The organism is Bacillus sp. EU63, from assembly GCF_038592915.1.
GTDB lineage: Bacteria > Bacillota > Bacilli > Bacillales > Bacillaceae > Bacillus > Bacillus velezensis.
In genome coordinates this window covers 3910639-3929702 of record NZ_CP151944.1, presented here as the reverse complement: position 1 = coordinate 3929702, position 19064 = coordinate 3910639, and the positions used below count along the sequence as shown (strand labels likewise).

Sequence of the window (19064 nt, the reverse complement as noted above, 5' to 3'; positions counted from 1 at the left end):
GGAGAAAGCATCAAAGAATAGTTCAACTTCTTTAATGCTTATTTTGCTTGGAGAATTACCTTTATTAACAATTTATGAATTATAGGGTGTAAAAAGTCTTTTTGTTGTTCTGATGGTTAAGTCCGTAATACATAGAACAAAGCATTTAGTACATAGATGTTCTATTATATGGAATTTTGGTTCGAGAATACAGTTCATCTTTAAAATGAGGAAGAATATCTTGTTCATAAACTATGATAAAATTATGTAATAAAAAGGAGAAAAAGAGTGGTGAGACTAAATTGGTTAAATGAATTTAAATTTGGAATGTATTTTTCTATGGAATACCTCTTGAAGTATGGTTATTTTGATTTTAAATACAAACCAAGGTTGTACAGAGAAGACTATATCCTTTCAAATATGGTATTTAAGAAAGTGTTCAATACTAACGACTTGAACGAGCTATACTTATCTTTGAATGATAAAGTGAAATTTAATTCCTTCAAAGAAACAGTACCTGTTGAGCTGTCAATCTATAAAAACGAAAATGAAAGAAGGGTTCTCAAACTACCTAATATTTATTCTTATATTTGTCTTTGTGAGCATCTTATCGATAACAAAGATAAATATATTGCTATCTTAGGAGCGAGTAACAAGTCATTATCTAGTGAATTTTATAGTTCCTCATTTTTAACAAGTAAGATTAGACGCGAGAATAACCGTATAGGAAAGCGGAAACTATTTAAAACAGACATTCAAAACTTTTATCCTAGTGTGTACACTCATTCAATTCCTTGGGTTTTAGTGGGGAAAACAGAAGCAAAGAGTAAGAAAAGAGACAAAAAAATATATTACAATGCCCTTGATAATCTAATTCAAAGATGCCAGATAGGTGAGACTCATGGTCTCCCCACAGGGAGTTTTGCATCAAGATTAATTGCAGAGATTTATATGTGTAAACTCGATGAAAAATTAAATGGATATGAGTATGTAAGATATGTGGATGATTTTGAGTTTCCATATAATGATGATAGTGAGAAGGATTTATTCTATAAAGACCTTAACAAGGAACTAACTAGTCTAAACTTAAAGATTAAGGTTGAGAAAAATCAAACAGATTCTTTTCCTTTCCAGGATGGAAATAATTCAGCCTTCTTTTTCGATTATTTTTCTAATGATGATGGAGCAGTCAAGACTCAACGAAAAAGAATTTATAATTTTATTGAAGAGTGTATCTTTAAAGAAAGAGAAGGGTACAAGGGTTCCCTAAAATTAATGTTCCAAGCGTTAAAAGATAGCATAAGTAAAGATAAATTGGATAGAGAAGCATTTACAATGCCTATGTTGAACAAGCTGTTTAATCTAGTTTTAATGCAACCTGACTTAACCGTTAATTATTTGGAGTTTTTGGATGTTTTGAACAAACATGATGAAGTGAGATTCGGTATAAAAGATATAAAGAGAGAAATTCAAAACAATATTAATAGATACATAGATCTAGGCTTTAGCCAAGAGTTATACTCATTGTTTAGTATTTTCTATTATCTAGACATATTAATTGTTTGTCCAATAGAACAATTATTAGAAACTATATTGAAAATGGATGATTTAAGTTCTACCTTAGCTTTTGAAATCTTATTACAAGGTGAAAATAATATCAATGATGAGTTGTTTGAAACGTTAGAATCGAAACTCGAAAACTCAACTTCATGGCAAGAAGAGCATTGGTTCTTTAAGTATCATATTATCAATAGAATAAATTCAGATAAAAGGAAAAAACTGTATTTGAAATATAAAGATTATCTATACAAGAAGTATGCTAATGGAGTGAAACAATCTATCTTCTTTAATGCTGATAAATTAAAAAAAGTAGAATCTCCAATCAATTATGCATGGCAACATGAAAATAGTGACCAGGACATTACAAAGTTCTTTAAAGAGCTATTAGCGAATAAAGTGAGTTTCGTTAATGTGCGCTAATTAAGAGACACTTATTAAGTGTCTTTTTTAAATAGGGGGTCCTTCTTACCAATATGACTGCCTTTTTTAACATAGATTGCATATGCTGTTCTACTTCTGCACCTTTTAGCTATTTCTATGTAATGAGGGAGAGAAAATAACATTTATAAATGTTAACAAATAATACTAAAGGAGAGGTTCAGAGTGGGTAGGAGTAAGCAAAAAAAGAAGAAGGATTATTAGAGCGTAAAAAGAGAAAAAGAAGTCTCGGGTAGATTGTTCGCTTTTAATCTAGTTAATGCACCAATAAAGATGAGTGGTATAAAAGATAGGTATGCTTACCAATCTAATATGCACAATCTTATTTATAAAGGTGCTGTTTTTGAAAATATATAAATTATAAAGCATCTAACATTACCTACTGTAACTTTAAGGATACAAAAGTTACGGGGGTAGATTTTATTAATGTAAATTTAAAGAGAACAAATTTTAGAGGTGCAATACTAAAAGATGTAATCTTTTTTAGTGCTAATTTAAAGGCATAGATTTTAAAGAAGTAACATTCAATAACGTGACTTTCATAAATACAAATTTGAAGAACGCTAAAAATTTAATTGTGAATAAGAAAGTAACGGTAATTGATAGTTATCCCCAATTAGTTTTAACGGATGAATTATTGGAGACAGTATATCGACTATCAGAATATCTGATATATATAATTATCATGTTCTTCATGTGAAAAAGAACAAGGTCAATAAATGGTATTTATATATACTATTGAAGAAGTATTCTGAAAGAGATTTGATTAGAGGATTTAAAGCACTGGAGAAATAAAAAAAGATTCTACACACTTTTTAGCATTCAACGCTTTCTGAATGCATAAAAATAGATATTTGATATAATTATATTGTCCTGCCCCAGATGAAGGAGACTTCGGAATGCCAAGAGAAGAATGGGGACAATGTAATTTGGCTAGTATTCAAGGGGGGGGGGGACTATGGTAAATAACATCAACATTTATTGCATTTGGTGGGTTTCTGTTAGGGTTACTTTTAAATAGTTCCATCCTACCTCGATTACTCGGGATTTAAAATTTAGGTATAACAATGTCCTATCTTATGAAATATGATGAATATGGTTTTCTTTAAAGATCTTTCAACTAAGTAAAAGACTATTACATAGTGGATGGGAGTATACATATGTTTAAGAATCTGATTTATTTCGATAATATTAAAATAGCAGAATACGGAGCATTACTAGAGGGGAAAAAGCATGTAGCCATTAGAAATGTTAAAGTAAGCTCTAATAAATCAGCTAGTGCTAAAATTCCTCTAGTTTCAGCGGCGATTAATGGAAATAATGAAATGGAAGGCGTAATTGTTGAAAACCTTTTACTTGATTGCAATGAGTTTGAAGAATTGCTTGCCGATAAAGGAACGGATAATTATTTTAATTTTTTAGAAGATGACTATGATTCCGAGACGATTCCAAGAACATCTATTGTAAGGTTTGAGGGTGGATTTAAGATTCCAGAAGAGTTTGATATGATGGATTTGATCAATCAATTTAAACCTATGTTATCATCAAGCATGGATATTAAGAATGATAAAGAAGAAGAATTATTCAACAAGATATTTGCTAAAGAAAGTACTAAAATACCTGCGTTTCTTGATAGTGACAGCTTTAACAACAGAATAGGTTTTGCTAAACTTAATTCGCAAAACTTACTATATGAGTTAGAACATCTAGAGGATTTTGAAGATGAAGATGTAACTATAATTGCAAAAGTTTTATCGAGGAAAGATGTTAAACAAAATAAGCCTATTGTTTTATTCGATATTATGAAAGATTTACTTTCTTTGAGCCGGGGGATTAGACGTCAAGTAGGGCAAGAACAAATGAGTGGGTTAAATAGCATTGAAAGTAATGAGGACGTTATTATATTTGAAGTCTTGGCAATCTATCAGTAATAGCATGTAAACTATTTTTGGACCACTTTAAAATGACTGGTCTTTTCAATTAATTTGTTAACAATATTTTATTATCTAGGCTTACTATGTTAATTAGTATCATGGAGTCGTATCCTAAATAAATACCTAAAATTAAATTCGAATAAATATATATAAAGTGTCCAAAGAATATTTTTTATATTTAAGTCTTAAATACAAAAAAAGAATTGATGATAGTTCTCATTCTGCCTAACTGCAGTCTCATGTTTCCTAAAGCCCCTTTACTGCAAAGAGTCGTCAACAATATATCATTTATTTACTAATGCTTGCCCAATCCCAAAAAGAAGCCGTCATTCAAGAATCCTCCTTTGAACAACAGCTTCTTCCGCTTTTTCCACACGACAGTATAAATCCCTTTCCGTCACGGAAACCTAGTGGAAAAGGTTTCTGAAAGGAGGGGGCGTATGATGAAAAGTAAAAAAATTCAAAACAAAACATCTTTGGTTTGGAAGATGGCGATTGCATCTGCTGTTTCTTGGGAAGCGGCAAAACTGGCGGGCTCTGATCACCCCTATTTAGCGCCTCTTTCTGTTATTTTATGTTTGCAGCCAACGATAGATCAGTCAATTCGCTTTTCTTTTCATCGTATTGCGGGAACTGCGATTGGGATCATGCTAACGTCCTATCTTGTCAGTCACTTGCCAATGAATGGCTGGATGCTGGGGCTGTTCCTATTAGGCGGTACTTACATTGCGAAGTGGTTACGAATAGATGTAACGGTTTTACATCAGGCAGCGCTCACCATTTTGTTGGTCTTTACGTTTGAACGGAACTCTAAAGATTATGCATTCGACCGAATCATCGATACGGTGATCGGCGTCATCATCGCCATTCTGGTTCACATGTTCCTTTTTCCGCCGGACTACACAAAAAAGGCAGCGGACTCTTTTCAAACATTGGCTCGTCAGCTTTCCGGCACACTTTCAGACCTCTCCAAATGGGTGCAATCAGAGTGGGGACAAGGAAAAGGGAACCTTATGGAATATAAAATGAACCATCTTCTGCGGGAGCTGCATACGGCAAAAGAGATGCTGCAAACAGCCTCTGACAGCTTAAAATTCAACCCCGTCAGAAAAAAACATAAAATCATCATTTCAAGCTATCAAATAGAGATGCAAAAGTTGAACGCCGGATTTGAGTATCTATCAAATATAGTGAAAACGTTAAAAGAATGGGAAAAAGAAGGAGCTTTATCTTCAAGTGACAAAAGGGAGCTGGGGAATAATTTACAAGTGTTAAGTGAATATTTTGCGGGTTTTAAAGGCATACAGGAGGGTGAAACAGACAATCGGAAACAGAAGGAACAGAACGTGTTATTGGAATCTCTCCGCTCCGACTTGCTGTCGCACCCGCCGCCCGGTCATAAGGTCTATAAAGACTCTTTTTTTTTAGAAACGAAGAAATTGCTGAAGCGTTTGTAATGTTTTCTGGAAAAAAAGAATACGGATATACAGATATGATCAGGTAAAAGCGGGGGACATGAGATGGATGATATACACCGGATTTTGGATGTCATCGCTAATTCTAAGAAAGCTAAGGTACTGGCTACCATTATTAAAACAGAGGGGTCCGCTTATAAGAAAGAAGGCGCCTCCATGCTGATTTTAGAGGACAAAACAAGAGTCGGCATGTTATCCGCCGGTTGTCTGGAAGAAGATCTCGTTGAAAGGGCAGAGCAGGTCTGGGCTGCAGGAGAGCCGGTGATTGTCCGCTTTGATATGAGCGCGGAAGACGATTTATCCTGGGGACAGGGCGTTGGCTGTAATGGTGTTTTGACGGTGTTGCTTGAGCCTGTAAAAGGGGAATTGGAACGGCATCTGATGACAGTCAAGACATGCTTAGATGGAAAAAAATCTGTGACCCGAGTGAAACGATTCACTGAAACGTTAGAGCCGAAGGAAGATCTGTATATCGCTGAAGACGGCAGCGTGTTTGGAACCGGGGATGTGATGGAGCAAGGCTGTATTCAAAAACTGAGACAGACAGAGAAGGGAATCAAAAGAGATGAACATACATCTGATTTGTTTTTTATCCATCAGATGGTGCCAAAACCTTGTTTATATGTCTTCGGAGCAGGAGAAGATGCGAGGCCGTTAGTTTCGTTGGCGGCTCGTGCGGGCTTTCATGTGACGGTGATTGACTGGCGTCCCGCCTTATGTCATCACGGGCATTTTCCTGAAGCCGGCCATTTGATAACGGGAGCGCCGGAAGAAGTCATGGAAGGCCTGAGCATGACAAAAAGGGATTTTGTTGTCATTATGACGCACAGCTTTCAAAAAGATCAGATCATTTTACATACAATAAAAAACGAGAATGTGTTTTATAAAGGCGTTTTAGGCCCCAGAAGGCGCACGGAGCGGCTGTTAGGCGGGGCGGAGATTCCGGAGGATATTCATTCCCCTATTGGGCTTCCCATCGGGGCACAAGGGCCTGAGGAAATTGCTGTAAGTATTGTCGGCGAGATGATTAAAAAAATGCGAAAGCAAAGGTCTGCTTTATGAAAACAGCAGCCATTTACCTGGCAGCCGGTATAAGCAGACGCATGGGGACGGATAAGCGAAGTTTAGTTCTCAATGGAGTTTCCCTTGGAAGTATGGCTCTTAAAAATGCCTTGTTATCTGAATTAGATCATATTTTCGTTATAACGAGAAAGGGAGATTCACTGCATTGGCTTTCGGAATTTTTCTTTTTATCCCCTATGTCAAATAAGTGGAGCCAGGCAGAATGTGAGCAAGCGGGTAAGGGCCAAAGCCATTCTATACAATGCGGTGTAAAAAAAGCGGCAGAGTATGAGGCTGACGCCGTTATCATTCTCCTTGCAGATCAGCCGTTTGTCACCGCAGATATCATCAATACGTTAATTGATTCCTATCACAAGGAGCGCCGTTATTCATTTATCGCCGCTGAAAATCAACATCTTCCTATGCCCCCCATTTTATTCTCCAATCAATGTTTTCCGGTATTGCATCAGTTAAAGGGAGACCAGGGCGCCCGGCATGTGATCCGTGAAAGTATGATCAATACGGGAAAAATGATCAGCTTTCAAGACCCTTTGCTTTTTTATGACGTCGATACAGCTGAAGATTATACGCTGCTGCTGAATAAATTCGGGGAGTGAATGAGTTGGAGTATATCGGGAAGAGTGTCATTCGAAAAGAGGCCTTTGAAAAAGTGACGGGTAAAGCGAAATATACGGATGATTTTCAAGAAACAGGGACGTTGCACGCAAAAATGCTGACCAGTCCATATGCGCATGCCGATATTGTGTCTATGGACTTTTCAGAAGCTTGGAAGATTCCCGGCGTGAGAGCGATATTGGGTGATGAACCTTTTCCGCTTGCAGGTGAGGAAATTAAAGACAGATCGCCGATTGCTTATAAAAGGGTCAGATACCATGGTGAGCCGGTTGCTGTTGTTGTTGCGGAAAATCCGATTACAGCTAAAAAGGCAGCGGATGCCATCAAAGTATCCTATAAACCTCTTCCCGTCGTCAATTCCCCCCGTGAGGCCTTTCAAAAGGATGCGCCACTCGTCCATGAACATGCGGACCGCTATGAGAAGACAAAAGGTGTATTCCCGGTTCCGAAGACAAATATCGCAAACCTGGATAAGGTTAGAAAAGGAAATATTGAAGACGGGTTTAGGGAAAGTGATGTGACAGCAGAATTCCAAATTTCCTTTAACCCTTCTGATCACGCTGCGATGGAAACAAGATGCTCGATTGTTGAAATTCGGGCGGATGAGGAGATTATCATTACCACATCTTCTCAAGCTCCTTTTGCCATTAAAAAATTAATGCAGTGGTATTTTGGAATCGAACCCGGAAAGGTTATCGTCAAAACGCCTTTAGTAGGAGGAGCGTACGGGGGAAAAGCAGCCGTTCAGTTAGAGGTGATTGCCTATTTGGCATCAAAAGCGGTTGGAGGCCGACCCGTCAAATTATTTAATACGAGAGAAGAGGATATGATCACATCTCCCGTTCATATAGGATTGGATGCCATTGTTAAATTAGGGGCTGCAAAGGATGGAATCTTAAAGGCGGCGGACATTCAGCTTTTATTTGATGGCGGAGCGTATTCTGATAAAGGAGTGGACATCAGCCGGGCTGCAGTGGTTGATTGTACGGGTCCGTACGCTATCGACCATATACGGTGTGATTCATATTGTATGTATACGAATCATCCATATCCAAGTGCATTCAGGGGCTACAGCCATGCTGAAGTGTTATTTGCCTTTGAGCGGACGATGGATGTATTGGCGGAAAAGCTGAACATGGACCCGTTAGAAATCCGCTATAAAAATGCCATTCGTCCCGGTGACACTACACCTACTCAAGTTCTTCTCAATTCAAGCACGGTCGGAAATGTGCCGAAATGCATTGAAAGATTGAAGGAATTAATGAATTGGGACGAGGGACAGCGAATTGAAATCGACGGCCGGAAGATACGGGCGAAGGGAATCAGCTGCATTTGGAAAACTTCAACATTTGATACAAATGCAACGTCCGGAGTGATTTTAACCTTTAATCCTGATGGAAGCATTAATTTGATGTCAGGGATAGTGGAGATTGGAACAGGGACAAAAACAGTGCTAGCCCAAATCTTAGCAGAACGAATGAAAATGGATATAAGCAAAATTCACGTAAAAATGCTTGTAGATACACAAACAACACCCGAGCATTGGAAAACCGTGGGGAGCAGAGGGACGTTAATGGCCGGAAGAGCCGTACTGAATGCAGCGGAGGAAGCCATTCGAAAGCTGAAGGATGTGGCATCATGTGTGTTGCGGGTTCCTGTCGAGGAATTGGAAGTTGCCGACGGAAAGGTTTATTTTATAGATCATCCTTCTGTACATGTTGAAATAAAAGACATTGCTTACGGATATACGTTTCCAAATGGAAATACCATTGGCGGCCAAATCATTGCGAGCGGCAATTACACATTAACCCGGATGACGAATTTAGACCGGGAAACGGGAAGAGGAAAGCCGGGACCCGAATGGGCTGTCGGTGCTCAGGGAATTGAAGTTGAGTTGGATAAACGGGATTATACGTACAGAATTACTAAAGCCTATTCTGTTGTGGATATGGGAACTGTACTGAATGAAAAAGCGGCAAGGGGCCAAGTGATGGGGGCGATGAGTATGGGAATTGCATTTAGAGGAAGAGAGACCTTTGTATTTGATTCATATGGAAGAGTATTAAATCCTCAGCTTAGAACATACCGCCCCCTTCACTATGGAGAGCAGCCTGAATATATCATTGAATTTGTTGAAACCCTGCATGTGATTGCGCCTTATGGGGCGCGCGGCGGCGGGGAACACGGACTGTTGGGGATGCCGGCAGCATTGGGAAATTGCCTGTCCGCCGCTTTAGGTGTCCAATTGAATCAACTTCCTCTCATTCCCGAACAATTATGGAGGACGCAAGAGGGGTGGAAAGATGATACCGTTTGATTTTGACTATTTTAAACCGAAGACCATTCAAGAAACAACCCGTCTGTTTCACTCGCTTGCGGCCGAAAAGAAAACACCAATGTATTATTCCGGCGGCACGGAAATTATCACGTTAGGAAGGCTGAATATCGTCTATACGGATGCGGTGATAGATATGAACGCGCTTCCGGAATTTCAAACCATCCGCTTTTATGAAAATGATTTGGTGATCGGAGCGGGCGTGTCATTAACGAAACTGGAGGAAGAAAATCCATTTCCGCTATTAAGTAAAACAGTCAGTGAAATAGCCGATCGGACGACTCGAAATAAGATCAGCCTGGGCGGAAACATTTGCGGGGGCATCTATTACCGTGAGGCCGTGCTGCCGTTGCTGATTTCTGATAGTTTGATAGGGATTGCAGGGAGAGCGGGGATTCATTACCGTCCCATAAATAAAGTATTTAACAAGGAAATACAGTTGCAAAAAGGTGATTTTTTATTTCATGTCGTTGTCGATCGAGCGTACGTTGACCTGCCATTTGTCAGTATCAAAAGAAGACAGCAGTGGAATGTCGGGTATCCATTGGTGACAGTCTGTGCGCTGAAAAAAGATGATGAGATCAGAATGGCCTTCAGCGGCGTATGTCCATTTCCGTTTCGTTCTGCTGAAATGGAGGCTGTGCTTAACGATAAAAGCCGATCAGCAGAAGAAAGAGTAAGCAGGTCTTTACAGTATGTACCCAAACCCGTTCTTGATGACGCAGAAGGCTCAAGTGAATACCGAATGTTTGTCTTGCAAAATACAATTTTAGATGCCTTACGGGAATTAGAAGGAGGTCCAAATGTCTGATCCTATTACGTTGAAAGTAAATGGCGAGGAAAGACAGATGACGGTCAGGCCGGCTGATACTTTGTTATTTGCTCTTCGTCTTCGTCTCGGATTAACTGGTGCAAAGCCGGGCTGCTTAAATGGGGATTGCGGCGCCTGTACGGTATTAACGGACGGGGTGCCGATGAAATCTTGCTTAATGCTTGCGGCAGAAGGGGAAGGAAAGGACATTACGACAATTGAAGGACTGATCAATACGCCGATTCAAAAGGCCTTTATTGAAAAATTCGCATTTCAATGCGGTTATTGCACACCGGGGTTTCTCATGAATTGTCATGCTTTAGTGAATACTGAGCCGAATGCAAGTGATGACACGATAAAAAATTGGCAGGAGTCCAATATTTGCAGATGTACCGGTTATAGGGAGATTGAAGAAGCGGTTAAATCCGTTTTACATACAGGGAAAGGGACTTCTTAGTTCGCAACCGTAAAAAAAGAGCCCAGAGAATCATCTCTGAACTCCATATTCTTCACTTCATATACCGATACTCCCGCAGTTTCTCCAAAATCGCCACTTCTTTCATCAGTTCTTCACCGACGTTTGTTTCTTTCACTTTCTTCCGCTCCAGCTCTTTGTCGACTAATCGTTTCACTGTTAAGACGTCGGTTCCGGTGCTCAGCACTTCGGCCTTGGAGTTGAAGTGTTTATGGGCGACGAGCTGCATGCCGTAGGAGTTGTATAAGAGCGTGTAGCCGGCGATGCCTGTTGTGGATTGGTAGGCTTTGGAGAAGCCGCCGTCGATGACGATCATTTTTCCGTTTGCCTTGATCGGATCTTCGCCTTCGATTTCTTTTACCGGTGTATGGCCGTTGATGATATGGCCGTGATCCGGGTTGAGGCCGAATTCCTTCAGGATGTTTCGGCAGGCTGCTTCGTCTTCACGCAAATAGTAATACGGATTTTTCTTTTCTTTATGCGTTTCCTTCTCTTTAATGAAGTATCGCTCAAAGGTTGTCATGGCGCGTTTTCCGAAGAGGGAAGAGTATTCGCCTGTCCATAAGTACCACGTCATATCTGTCGCCAGATCATCGGTTTCTTCCGGATGGGCGAAGGCTTCCCGTAAGAACCGTTCAAATACATCGAGCAGCTCACGGCCCGCATAAGCTTTATCCTCTATCATCATCGTTTCCATGCTGCCGTTTTCATCGACGGGAATACAGCCGTGAATCAGCAGGTTGCCGTTATATTTTAAATAAAGGCTGCCTTTTTTCATCATAAAATTCATATGGCGGCCCAGTTTTTCGGAGTTCTGAACAGAGAACAGCAGCTTGTCCATGACTTCTGCTTCTTCCTCTAACAGCTCGTCAGGCTGTTTGGGATTCACCGTCGCAAAGCAGGTGTTTTCCAGTTGATATGTTTTTCCGTTCAGCGTGATTTCATTGCGGTCATAATCGATCTTTTCCAGTAACAGCCGTTCCTCCATATTAAAGTTCGGCCGTCTCTTAATAATCGGGCTCTCAAGCTTAAATTGGATCATCGCAATCGCCTGATGAATTTTTGTGATTTGTTTAATCTCATCTTCCGGTCTGTTTTCGTCCGCTTTCGGGCGGAAAGACGGGTTATCATCGTAATATTTTTCAGCAAGGTTCAATAGCGGTCTCAGATTGATGCCGTAAACGTCTTCAATAATATCCAGATTGTCATAGCGGGCACAGATGCGGATAATGTTTGCCAGGCATACTTTTGAGCCGGAATAAGCGCCTATCCAGAGAACATCATGATTCCCCCATTGAATATCCACTGAATGATAGTTGATCAGTTCTTCCATGATCTTATCCGGCTGCGGTCCGCGGTCGTAAATATCGCCGACAACATGCAGATGGTCGACCACCAAACGCTGCGTGCTGTAGGCAAGGCCGGTGATCAGCTTATCGGCCTGGCCGAGCGCAATGATCTGTTCTATGATTTCGGAGTAGTATTGTTCCTTGTTGGCGGCTTGTTCTGTTTTGTACAGCAGCTCTTCAGAAATATAAGCAAATTGGGCGGGCAGCGCTTTGCGCAATTTGGAGCGGGTGTACTTGGAAGAACAATAAGAAACGAGCTTAATCATCCGGTGAATCGTTTCTTTATACCACTCGTTTAATGCCTCTTTCGTATCAAAGTCATGTTTGATCAGCTGCAGTTTGTCCTCAGGATAATAGACTAAAGCCGTCAGTTCATCAATTTCTCTATCGTAAATGACGCCGCTGAAAATATCGCGGATCTTCTCTTTTACCCTTCCTGAACCGTTCCGCAGCACGTGCTGGAATGCCTGATACTCCCCGTGCAGATCACTGACGAAATGCTCGGTTCCTTTCGGCAGGTTCAGTATCGCTTTCAGATTAATGATTTCCGTGACCACTTTTTCTTCACAATCGTATTTTTGTGCGAGCAGATCTAAATATTTCGTTTCCAATCTCGTCCATCCCCTTTTTATTTACGAGCAATTGTATGATAAAGTGAATTTAAAGTATGACATAATGTTTAAATGATTAGACCTTATATGATAGTACCGCATAACGCCTTTTTGAGACAATGAAAACGGAAAATACGGCGCTTCAGGCATCAAAAATTGGACCGGGATAACGCCGTGCAGCTCATCCCTCTATTGACAATGCATTCAAGTTCCATTAAAATAAAAAGTTAGCTGATAGGTATTTCTATCAGAAACTCAATACGTAGCAGGCTATGATTGCTGTGGGTCGAACTACAGCAGGAGCGGCTTCTGGAGAGACCGCGGGTTTTCCGCGGCGCCGAAGGGTTCACAATCTCAGGCAAAAGGACAGAAGAGTACCGAATATGTATTTGTCATGCTGTTGATTGTCAGCGGCGCAGATATAATTTGATATTCTTATGACCATGAGATTGGAGGGCATCCAATCTCTTTTTTTATTGGCTTTTTTTGCTCGTCGTTCACTAGAGAGGTAAGGAGGAGTCAGATGTGGAGCAGCGAGAGCTAAAGAGGGACTTATCGAATCGGCACGTGCAGCTGATCGCCATTGGCGGCACGATCGGCACCGGATTGTTTTTAGGGTCCGGTAAGGCGATTCAGCTGGCGGGTCCTTCTATCATCTTTGCGTATTTTATTGTAGGTATTGCGCTTTTTTTCGTCATGCGGGCGCTGGGAGAACTGCTGTTATCTAAAGCGGGCTACCAATCATTAACGGATATTGCCGAGGCGTATTTAGGGCCGCGTGCAGCGTTTGTCACCGGCTGGACCTACTGGTTTTGCTGGATTATGACGGCTATGGCGGATGTGATCGCCGTCGGTGTGTATGTGAAATATTGGTTTGACATTCCGCAGTGGGTTCCTGCACTTATCTGTTTGCTCATTTTATTAGGGCTTAATCTGTTAACAGTCAAGATTTTTGGAGAATTGGAGTTTTGGTTCGCCTTAATTAAGGTAGTCACGATTCTCGCGTTAATTGTCATCGGGGTGGTTCTGCTGGTGATTGGGTTCAAAACGCATACCGGAACGGTTTCAGCGGCGAATCTGTGGGAGCACGGCGGCTTGTTTCCGAACGGATTTTCAGGCTTTTTGCTTTCGTTCCAGATGGTGATCTTCGCCTATGTCGGTGTGGAGTTAGTGGGTGTGTCGGCGGCGGAAACGTCAAATCCGAAAAAAAATATTCCGTCCGCTATCAATAAAATTCCATTGCGGATTTTATTTTTCTACGTCGGGGCATTGCTCATTCTTTTATGTATTAATCCGTGGATGCAGCTGAATGCGGCGGAAAGTCCTTTTGTAAAGACCTTCAGCCTGGTCGGCATCCCGTTAGCCGCGGGAATCATTAATTTTGTCGTATTAACGTCTGCCGCTTCTGCTTGTAACAGCGGGATGTTTTCAACAAGCCGGATTTTGTATAACTTAAGCAAAACGAAACAAGCGCCTGCAAGTTTTGCGAAGCTGAATAAAAATCATGTGCCGAGCCGCGCATTATGGATATCGGTTATTGTGCTGTCAGCTGGCGCTCTTTTAAGCAAATTGATACCGGAAGCGGCTTTTGGCATCGTGACCACCATCAGCGCGATTTGTTTCATTTGGGTGTGGGGCGTGATTCTTGTCTGTCATATCAGATACAGGAAAACCCGTCCGGACTTACATGCAAGCTCGTCTTTCAAGGCGCCGTTTGCGCCGTTTATCAATTACGCCGTGCTGGCGCTGTTTGCCGTCATTCTGGTGATTATGCTGTTTGCGGATGTAACGCGCCCGGCTTTGCTGCTGACGCCGCTGTGGTTTATTGGATTATTTCTTATCTATCGGGCGAGAGGGAGAAAGACAGATTGAATTGCTTCAGACGGTGTACTGCCATGCAGTATGCCGTTTTTTGTTTTGATTGGAAAGCGAGAATATTTGTTAGAAATCAGGCTATAATGATTGTATAATTTAAAAAAGTGTATAATTTTAAATTAAGCGAGGTGATGATATGAAGTATGAGAAGTTATCTAAGCTTTTTTATAAAATGGATGCTGATTCATATGAGAAAGAATTTAAAAAGAGAACAAGCAGCTATGGCAGTTATTCAACATCATTAAACATACGGGGGTTCCGAAAAGGCCGACCCACGGGCGATTCATTTGAGCTATTTTATGTGAATACACATAAACTCATGAAGCTGAATAATGAAGTGTTGTTAAACAGTTCCAAAATTTCATCCCTTATCAGTCAGCTCCCCGAATTTGCCGTCAAACCTTATTTTGATAAATTAATTATTAATGAAGCACAGAGTAATAATGAAATTGAAGGAATCCGCAGTACAAAAAAAGAATTGAAAGAGGCTCTTAAAGCGTTAGAACAATCCGAGCCCTCACATAAGCGGTTTGTCGGATTGATGAAAACATATCAATTTATAGACCGAATTCCGTCGTTTACAAGCATTCATGACTTTAGGGAATTATATGACGAGCTGGTCGCAGATGAAATCGGAGCAGAAGATGCGCCGGATGGTGAGCTATTCAGAAAAGGCTATGTTGAAGTGAACGATGGGAACATGACCACCCATATCGGCGTTAATTCTGAACAGAAGATAACAGAAGCGCTTGAGGCTTTAATTGCTTATCTTCATGATGAAACACATCCCCAGCTGTATCGTTACATGACAGCTCATTACTACTATGAATACATTCATCCTTTTTATGACGGCAATGGAAGAACAGGACGCCTTATCGTTGGGAGTTATTTGTCCCGATACTTAGAAAAATATTCAGCCATCACTTTTTCTTACGCAGTTAATAAGAACAAAGATAAGTATTATAAGGCATTAGAGGAAATTCCCGCACCTTTAAACCGGGGAGAGCTGACTTTTTATTTAATGGATATGCTGGAATTGCTTCTGTCAGGACAAAAAGGGATTATTGAGGATCTTGAATTTAATTTAATGAAACTGAAACGAATTAGGAACTATATTGATAGTGATCAATGGGCTGATTATAAGGATGAACGTGATATTTTTAATATCATTATCACGATTAATGTATTTGTAAATGATCAGGTTACGCTGTCGGTGCAAGATTTAATGGAGCTCTCAAATAAATCGAGACATAAAATTAACAGAGTAATGGATTATTTAGAACAGCAAGGATTTGTTGAGCTGGTAAGCAGAAGGCCAAAATCTTATAAAATCAGGGAGGATTGTTTAGAGGAGATACTGCCTTCTTAATTAGTATATTTAAAAAAGCCGCCATATGAATGGCGGCTTTCACATTAATTCCGGATCAAATAATCAAATGCGCCTAAAGCGGCAGTTGCACCTGATCCCATGGAGATAATGATTTGGTTGTACGGGCCGTCTGTGCAGTCCCCTGCGGCAAATAGGCCGGGAACGCTTGTCGCGCCGCTCTTATCGACGATGATTTCGCCGATGCGGTTGCGTTCGACCGTTTCGTCTAACCATTCTGTATTAGGCACGAGACCGATTTGGACGAATACACCTTGGAGTTCAACGTGTTTTTCTTCGCCTGTTTCACGGTCAACGAACGTAATGCCGTTTACGTTTTGGTCGCCTGTGATTTCTTTCGTTTGTGCATTTTTGTGCACAGTGACGTTTGGCAGGCTGTAAAGACGTTTTTGCAGGACTTCGTCTGCTTTCAGTTCAGGCGCGAATTCCAGCACAGTCACGTGATTGACGATACCTGCAAGGTCAATCGCCGCTTCGATTCCGGAGTTTCCGCCGCCGATAACCGCTACGTCTTTGCCTTCAAACAATGGTCCGTCACAGTGCGGGCAGTAAGCGACACCTTTGTTTTTGAACTCTTGCTCACCAGGTACGTTGACATTGCGCCAGCGGGCACCTGTTGAAAGGATCACTGTTTTACTTTTCAGTACAGCGCCGTTTTCAAGTTCAAGTTCGAAGAGGTCTTTTTTCTCAAGGCGTTTCGCGCGCTGAAGGTTCATGACGTCAATATCATAATCTTTCACGTGCTCTTCAAGGCTTGCAGCGAGCTTCGGTCCTTCAGTCGCTTTGACGCTGATGAAGTTTTCGATGCTCATGGTGTCGAGTACCTGGCCGCCGAAGCGTTCAGCGACGACACCGGTGCGGATGCCTTTACGCGCCGTGTAGATCGCCGCGCTTGCGCCGGCAGGTCCGCCGCCGACAACAAGAACGTCAAACGGCTCTTTGTCGGCAAACTCAGACGCATCTGCGCCGCTGCCCATTTTCGCGAGAATCTCTTCGATGGTCATACGGCCGCTTCCGAAAGATTCACCGTTTAAGAAAACAGTCGGAACAGCCATAATGTTTTTGCTTTCTACTTCTTCTTTGAATGCCGCGCCGTCAATCATTGTATGTGTGATATTCGGGTTGAGCACGCTCATCATGTTTAATGCTTGGACGACATCAGGGCAGTTGTGGCACGTCAGGCTGATATAAGACTCAAAGCGGTATTCTCCGCTGATGTTCTTAATCTGGTCAATGACCTTTTGATCAGCCTTAGGGGCTCTGCCGCTGACTTGAAGCAATGCCAGCACTAAAGATGTAAATTCGTGGCCGAGAGGAACACCGGCGAATGTAACGCCTGTGTCTTCTCCGGTACGATTAACGCTGAAGCTCGGTGTTCTGTTTAATTCAGTTTTTTCAACTGAAATTTTAGATGACATGGAAGCCAGCTCGTTAACGAGAGCCAGCATGTCCTTAGAAGTGTCATCGTCACCGGCGCTTACTTTGAGAACAATGTCGTTCTCAATTAGCTGCATGTATTGATTTAATTGTGCTTTGATATTTGCATCAAGTACCAATGGAATGCACTCCTTAGATTTTACCTACCAAATCAAGGCTAGGTGTAAGTGTTTCGCCGCCTTCTTCCCATTTAGCCGGGCAGACTTCACCTGGGTTTTGACGAACGTATTGAGCTGCTTTTACTTTGTTTACAAGGTTGCTTGCGTCACGGCCGATACCGCCTGCATTGATTTCAACTGTTTGGATCACGCCATCAGGATCGATGATGAATGTTCCGCGGTCAGCAAGACCAGTTTCTTCGTCAAGAACGTCGAAGTTGCGGGAGATCGTTTGAGATGGGTCACCGATCATTGCGTAAGTGATTTTGCCGATTTTTTCAGAGCTGTCATGCCAGCCTTTGTGTACGAAGTGAGTATCTGTAGAAACAGAGTATACTTCAACACCTAATTCTTTCAGTGCAGCGTATTGTCCTTGAAGATCTTCAAGTTCAGTCGGGCAAACGAAAGAGAAATCCGCTGGGTAGAAGCAGAAAACGCTCCATTGACCTTTCAAATCTTCGTTTGTTACATCGATGAATTCACCGTTTTTAAAAGCTTTTGCTTCGAATGGCAGTACTTCTTTTCCGATTAAAGACATAATATCTTCCTCCTGAAATGTGATTTGAAATATATTAAAAAGACAAAGCATTCACTTTATCTTTCAATAATAATTCTAATTATATATAGATTATTAAATAACATTTATTTTTTGTCAAGCTATATGGGGTATTATTTTCTGCTTTTTTTGCTTCAGACGTTAAAAAACGCCTGGTATAAGCGGTTTGGCGCTGTTTGTCATGTTTAGCGCCGGGCGAAAGGGGGATTCTCAATTGGTGAATCGAAACAGTAGGAATCAACCCCTCTATATGGCAGTATAAACCAAAGGGGGTATGATCATGCAAATAAATAACATTACTTTGTACAGTTGTGCGTTGGAGGAGACGAAACACTTCTATGAACGGGTGTTAGGTTTTCCTTTAATTGATGAGTCCGGTGATTCGTTTACCATCAAGGCGGGAGAAAGTGAGTTGGAATTCAGGCGCGCCGATTCTCACTCTCAACCGACGTATCATTTTGCGTTTAACATTCCGAATAATCGTTTTGATGAGGCGAAGGCGTGGATAAAGGATAAAGTCGTTTTTCAAACGGAAGATGGGGAGGATGAGGTGTATTTCTCCCATATTCAGGCGCGTTCCTTTTATTTTAAAGATCCGTCCAACAATCTGGCGGAATTCATCGCGAGAGACACATCGCCGGCAAGCGCGGAACGTTTTTCGATTGAGTCCGTCCTGAATATCGGCGAGGTGAATCTGACGGCTGCCGAGGTGGTATCGACCGGGAAGGAGCTGCAGCGTTTCGGCATTCCGGTGAGAAAGCATGCGCCTCTTAGTGAAAACGGGTTTCATTTTATGGGTGATTACAATGATGGGGCGTTTTTGCTTTTAGGGCCGAACGGGCGCCGCTGGATTTTTTCTGATCAGCATGCGGAGTTTCATCCGCTGTCTGTCGTTGTGAACGGGACGATCCGCATTGAGGCTGACGGAAAGGGCGGCATTGACATCAGGCGGGCACAGCCGTCATAAAAAAGCCCGGGCTCAAAAG

The 19064-nt window shown here is 41.5% G+C and carries 14 protein-coding genes and 1 riboswitch; of the genes, 11 read left to right on the top strand and 3 right to left on the bottom strand.

What is annotated here, in order from left to right; genetic code table 11:
• The first annotated feature begins 270 nt into the window (after positions 1–270).
• The 8 genes from NYE38_RS19680 (at position 271) to NYE38_RS19645 (ending at position 10687) form a co-directional block, all read left to right on the top strand.
• Positions 271–1959, top strand: a complete 1689-nt coding sequence (locus tag NYE38_RS19680) for an RNA-directed DNA polymerase (protein WP_139337727.1) — start codon at positions 271–273, stop codon at positions 1957–1959.
• Between the two features lie 1178 nt (positions 1960–3137).
• The gene (locus tag NYE38_RS19675; RefSeq protein ID WP_038460511.1) at positions 3138–3908 is read left to right on the top strand and encodes a hypothetical protein; all 771 of its coding nucleotides are present in this window, start codon (positions 3138–3140) and stop codon (positions 3906–3908) included.
• 443 nt (positions 3909–4351) lie between these two features.
• The gene (locus NYE38_RS19670; RefSeq protein ID WP_257989114.1) at positions 4352–5368 is read left to right on the top strand and encodes an FUSC family protein; all 1017 of its coding nucleotides are present in this window, start codon (positions 4352–4354) and stop codon (positions 5366–5368) included.
• A 63-nt stretch (positions 5369–5431) separates the two neighbouring features.
• Entirely contained in the window at positions 5432–6448 is a 1017-nt protein-coding gene (locus NYE38_RS19665) for an XdhC/CoxI family protein (RefSeq protein WP_340801601.1), read from the top strand.
• Positions 6445–7065: an NTP transferase domain-containing protein gene (locus NYE38_RS19660; RefSeq protein WP_340801602.1), complete on the top strand. Its 621-nt coding sequence runs from the start codon at positions 6445–6447 to the stop codon at positions 7063–7065. The genes NYE38_RS19665 and NYE38_RS19660 overlap by 4 nt, the downstream gene beginning before the upstream one ends.
• A gap of 5 nt (positions 7066–7070) precedes the next feature.
• Entirely contained in the window at positions 7071–9401 is a 2331-nt protein-coding gene (locus NYE38_RS19655; protein ID WP_340801605.1) for a xanthine dehydrogenase family protein molybdopterin-binding subunit, read from the top strand.
• Positions 9388–10230, top strand: a complete 843-nt coding sequence (locus NYE38_RS19650) for an FAD binding domain-containing protein (RefSeq protein ID WP_017418525.1) — start codon at positions 9388–9390, stop codon at positions 10228–10230. The genes NYE38_RS19655 and NYE38_RS19650 overlap by 14 nt, the downstream gene beginning before the upstream one ends.
• The gene (locus tag NYE38_RS19645; RefSeq protein ID WP_340801608.1) at positions 10223–10687 is read left to right on the top strand and encodes a (2Fe-2S)-binding protein; all 465 of its coding nucleotides are present in this window, start codon (positions 10223–10225) and stop codon (positions 10685–10687) included. The genes NYE38_RS19650 and NYE38_RS19645 overlap by 8 nt, the downstream gene beginning before the upstream one ends.
• Positions 10688–10739: 52 nt before the next feature.
• Here NYE38_RS19645 and fbp read toward each other — a convergent pair whose 3' ends face one another.
• On the bottom strand, positions 10740–12665 hold the full coding sequence (fbp, locus tag NYE38_RS19640) for a fructose-1,6-bisphosphatase (protein ID WP_007407862.1): 1926 nt from the start codon (positions 12663–12665) through the stop codon (positions 10740–10742).
• A gap of 299 nt (positions 12666–12964) precedes the next feature.
• Positions 12965–13045, top strand: a riboswitch (glycine riboswitch).
• 145 nt (positions 13046–13190) lie between these two features.
• Between fbp and NYE38_RS19635 the strand changes: the two genes are divergently transcribed.
• Together NYE38_RS19635 and NYE38_RS19630 are read left to right on the top strand one after the other, a co-directional pair.
• Positions 13191–14537 (top strand): amino acid permease, encoded by a 1347-nt coding sequence (locus tag NYE38_RS19635; RefSeq protein WP_129093833.1) that lies wholly within the window; start codon positions 13191–13193, stop codon positions 14535–14537.
• A gap of 139 nt (positions 14538–14676) precedes the next feature.
• Positions 14677–15909 (top strand): Fic family protein, encoded by a 1233-nt coding sequence (locus NYE38_RS19630; RefSeq protein ID WP_017418528.1) that lies wholly within the window; start codon positions 14677–14679, stop codon positions 15907–15909.
• 44 nt (positions 15910–15953) lie between these two features.
• Here NYE38_RS19630 and ahpF read toward each other — a convergent pair whose 3' ends face one another.
• The gene (gene ahpF / locus NYE38_RS19625; RefSeq protein WP_025650071.1) at positions 15954–17483 is read right to left on the bottom strand and encodes an alkyl hydroperoxide reductase subunit F; all 1530 of its coding nucleotides are present in this window, start codon (positions 17481–17483) and stop codon (positions 15954–15956) included.
• Between the two features lie 13 nt (positions 17484–17496).
• Positions 17497–18060 carry an alkyl hydroperoxide reductase subunit C gene (gene ahpC, locus NYE38_RS19620; RefSeq protein WP_004393188.1) on the bottom strand — a complete coding sequence of 188 codons (564 nt, stop codon included), beginning with the start codon at positions 18058–18060 and terminating at the stop codon, positions 17497–17499.
• A gap of 298 nt (positions 18061–18358) precedes the next feature.
• Here ahpC and NYE38_RS19615 point away from each other — a divergent pair, with 298 nt between their 5' ends.
• Complete coding sequence (locus tag NYE38_RS19615) at positions 18359–19045, top strand: VOC family protein (protein WP_106067788.1); 687 nt, start codon at positions 18359–18361, stop codon at positions 19043–19045.
• The last annotated feature ends 19 nt before the right edge of the window (positions 19046–19064 follow it).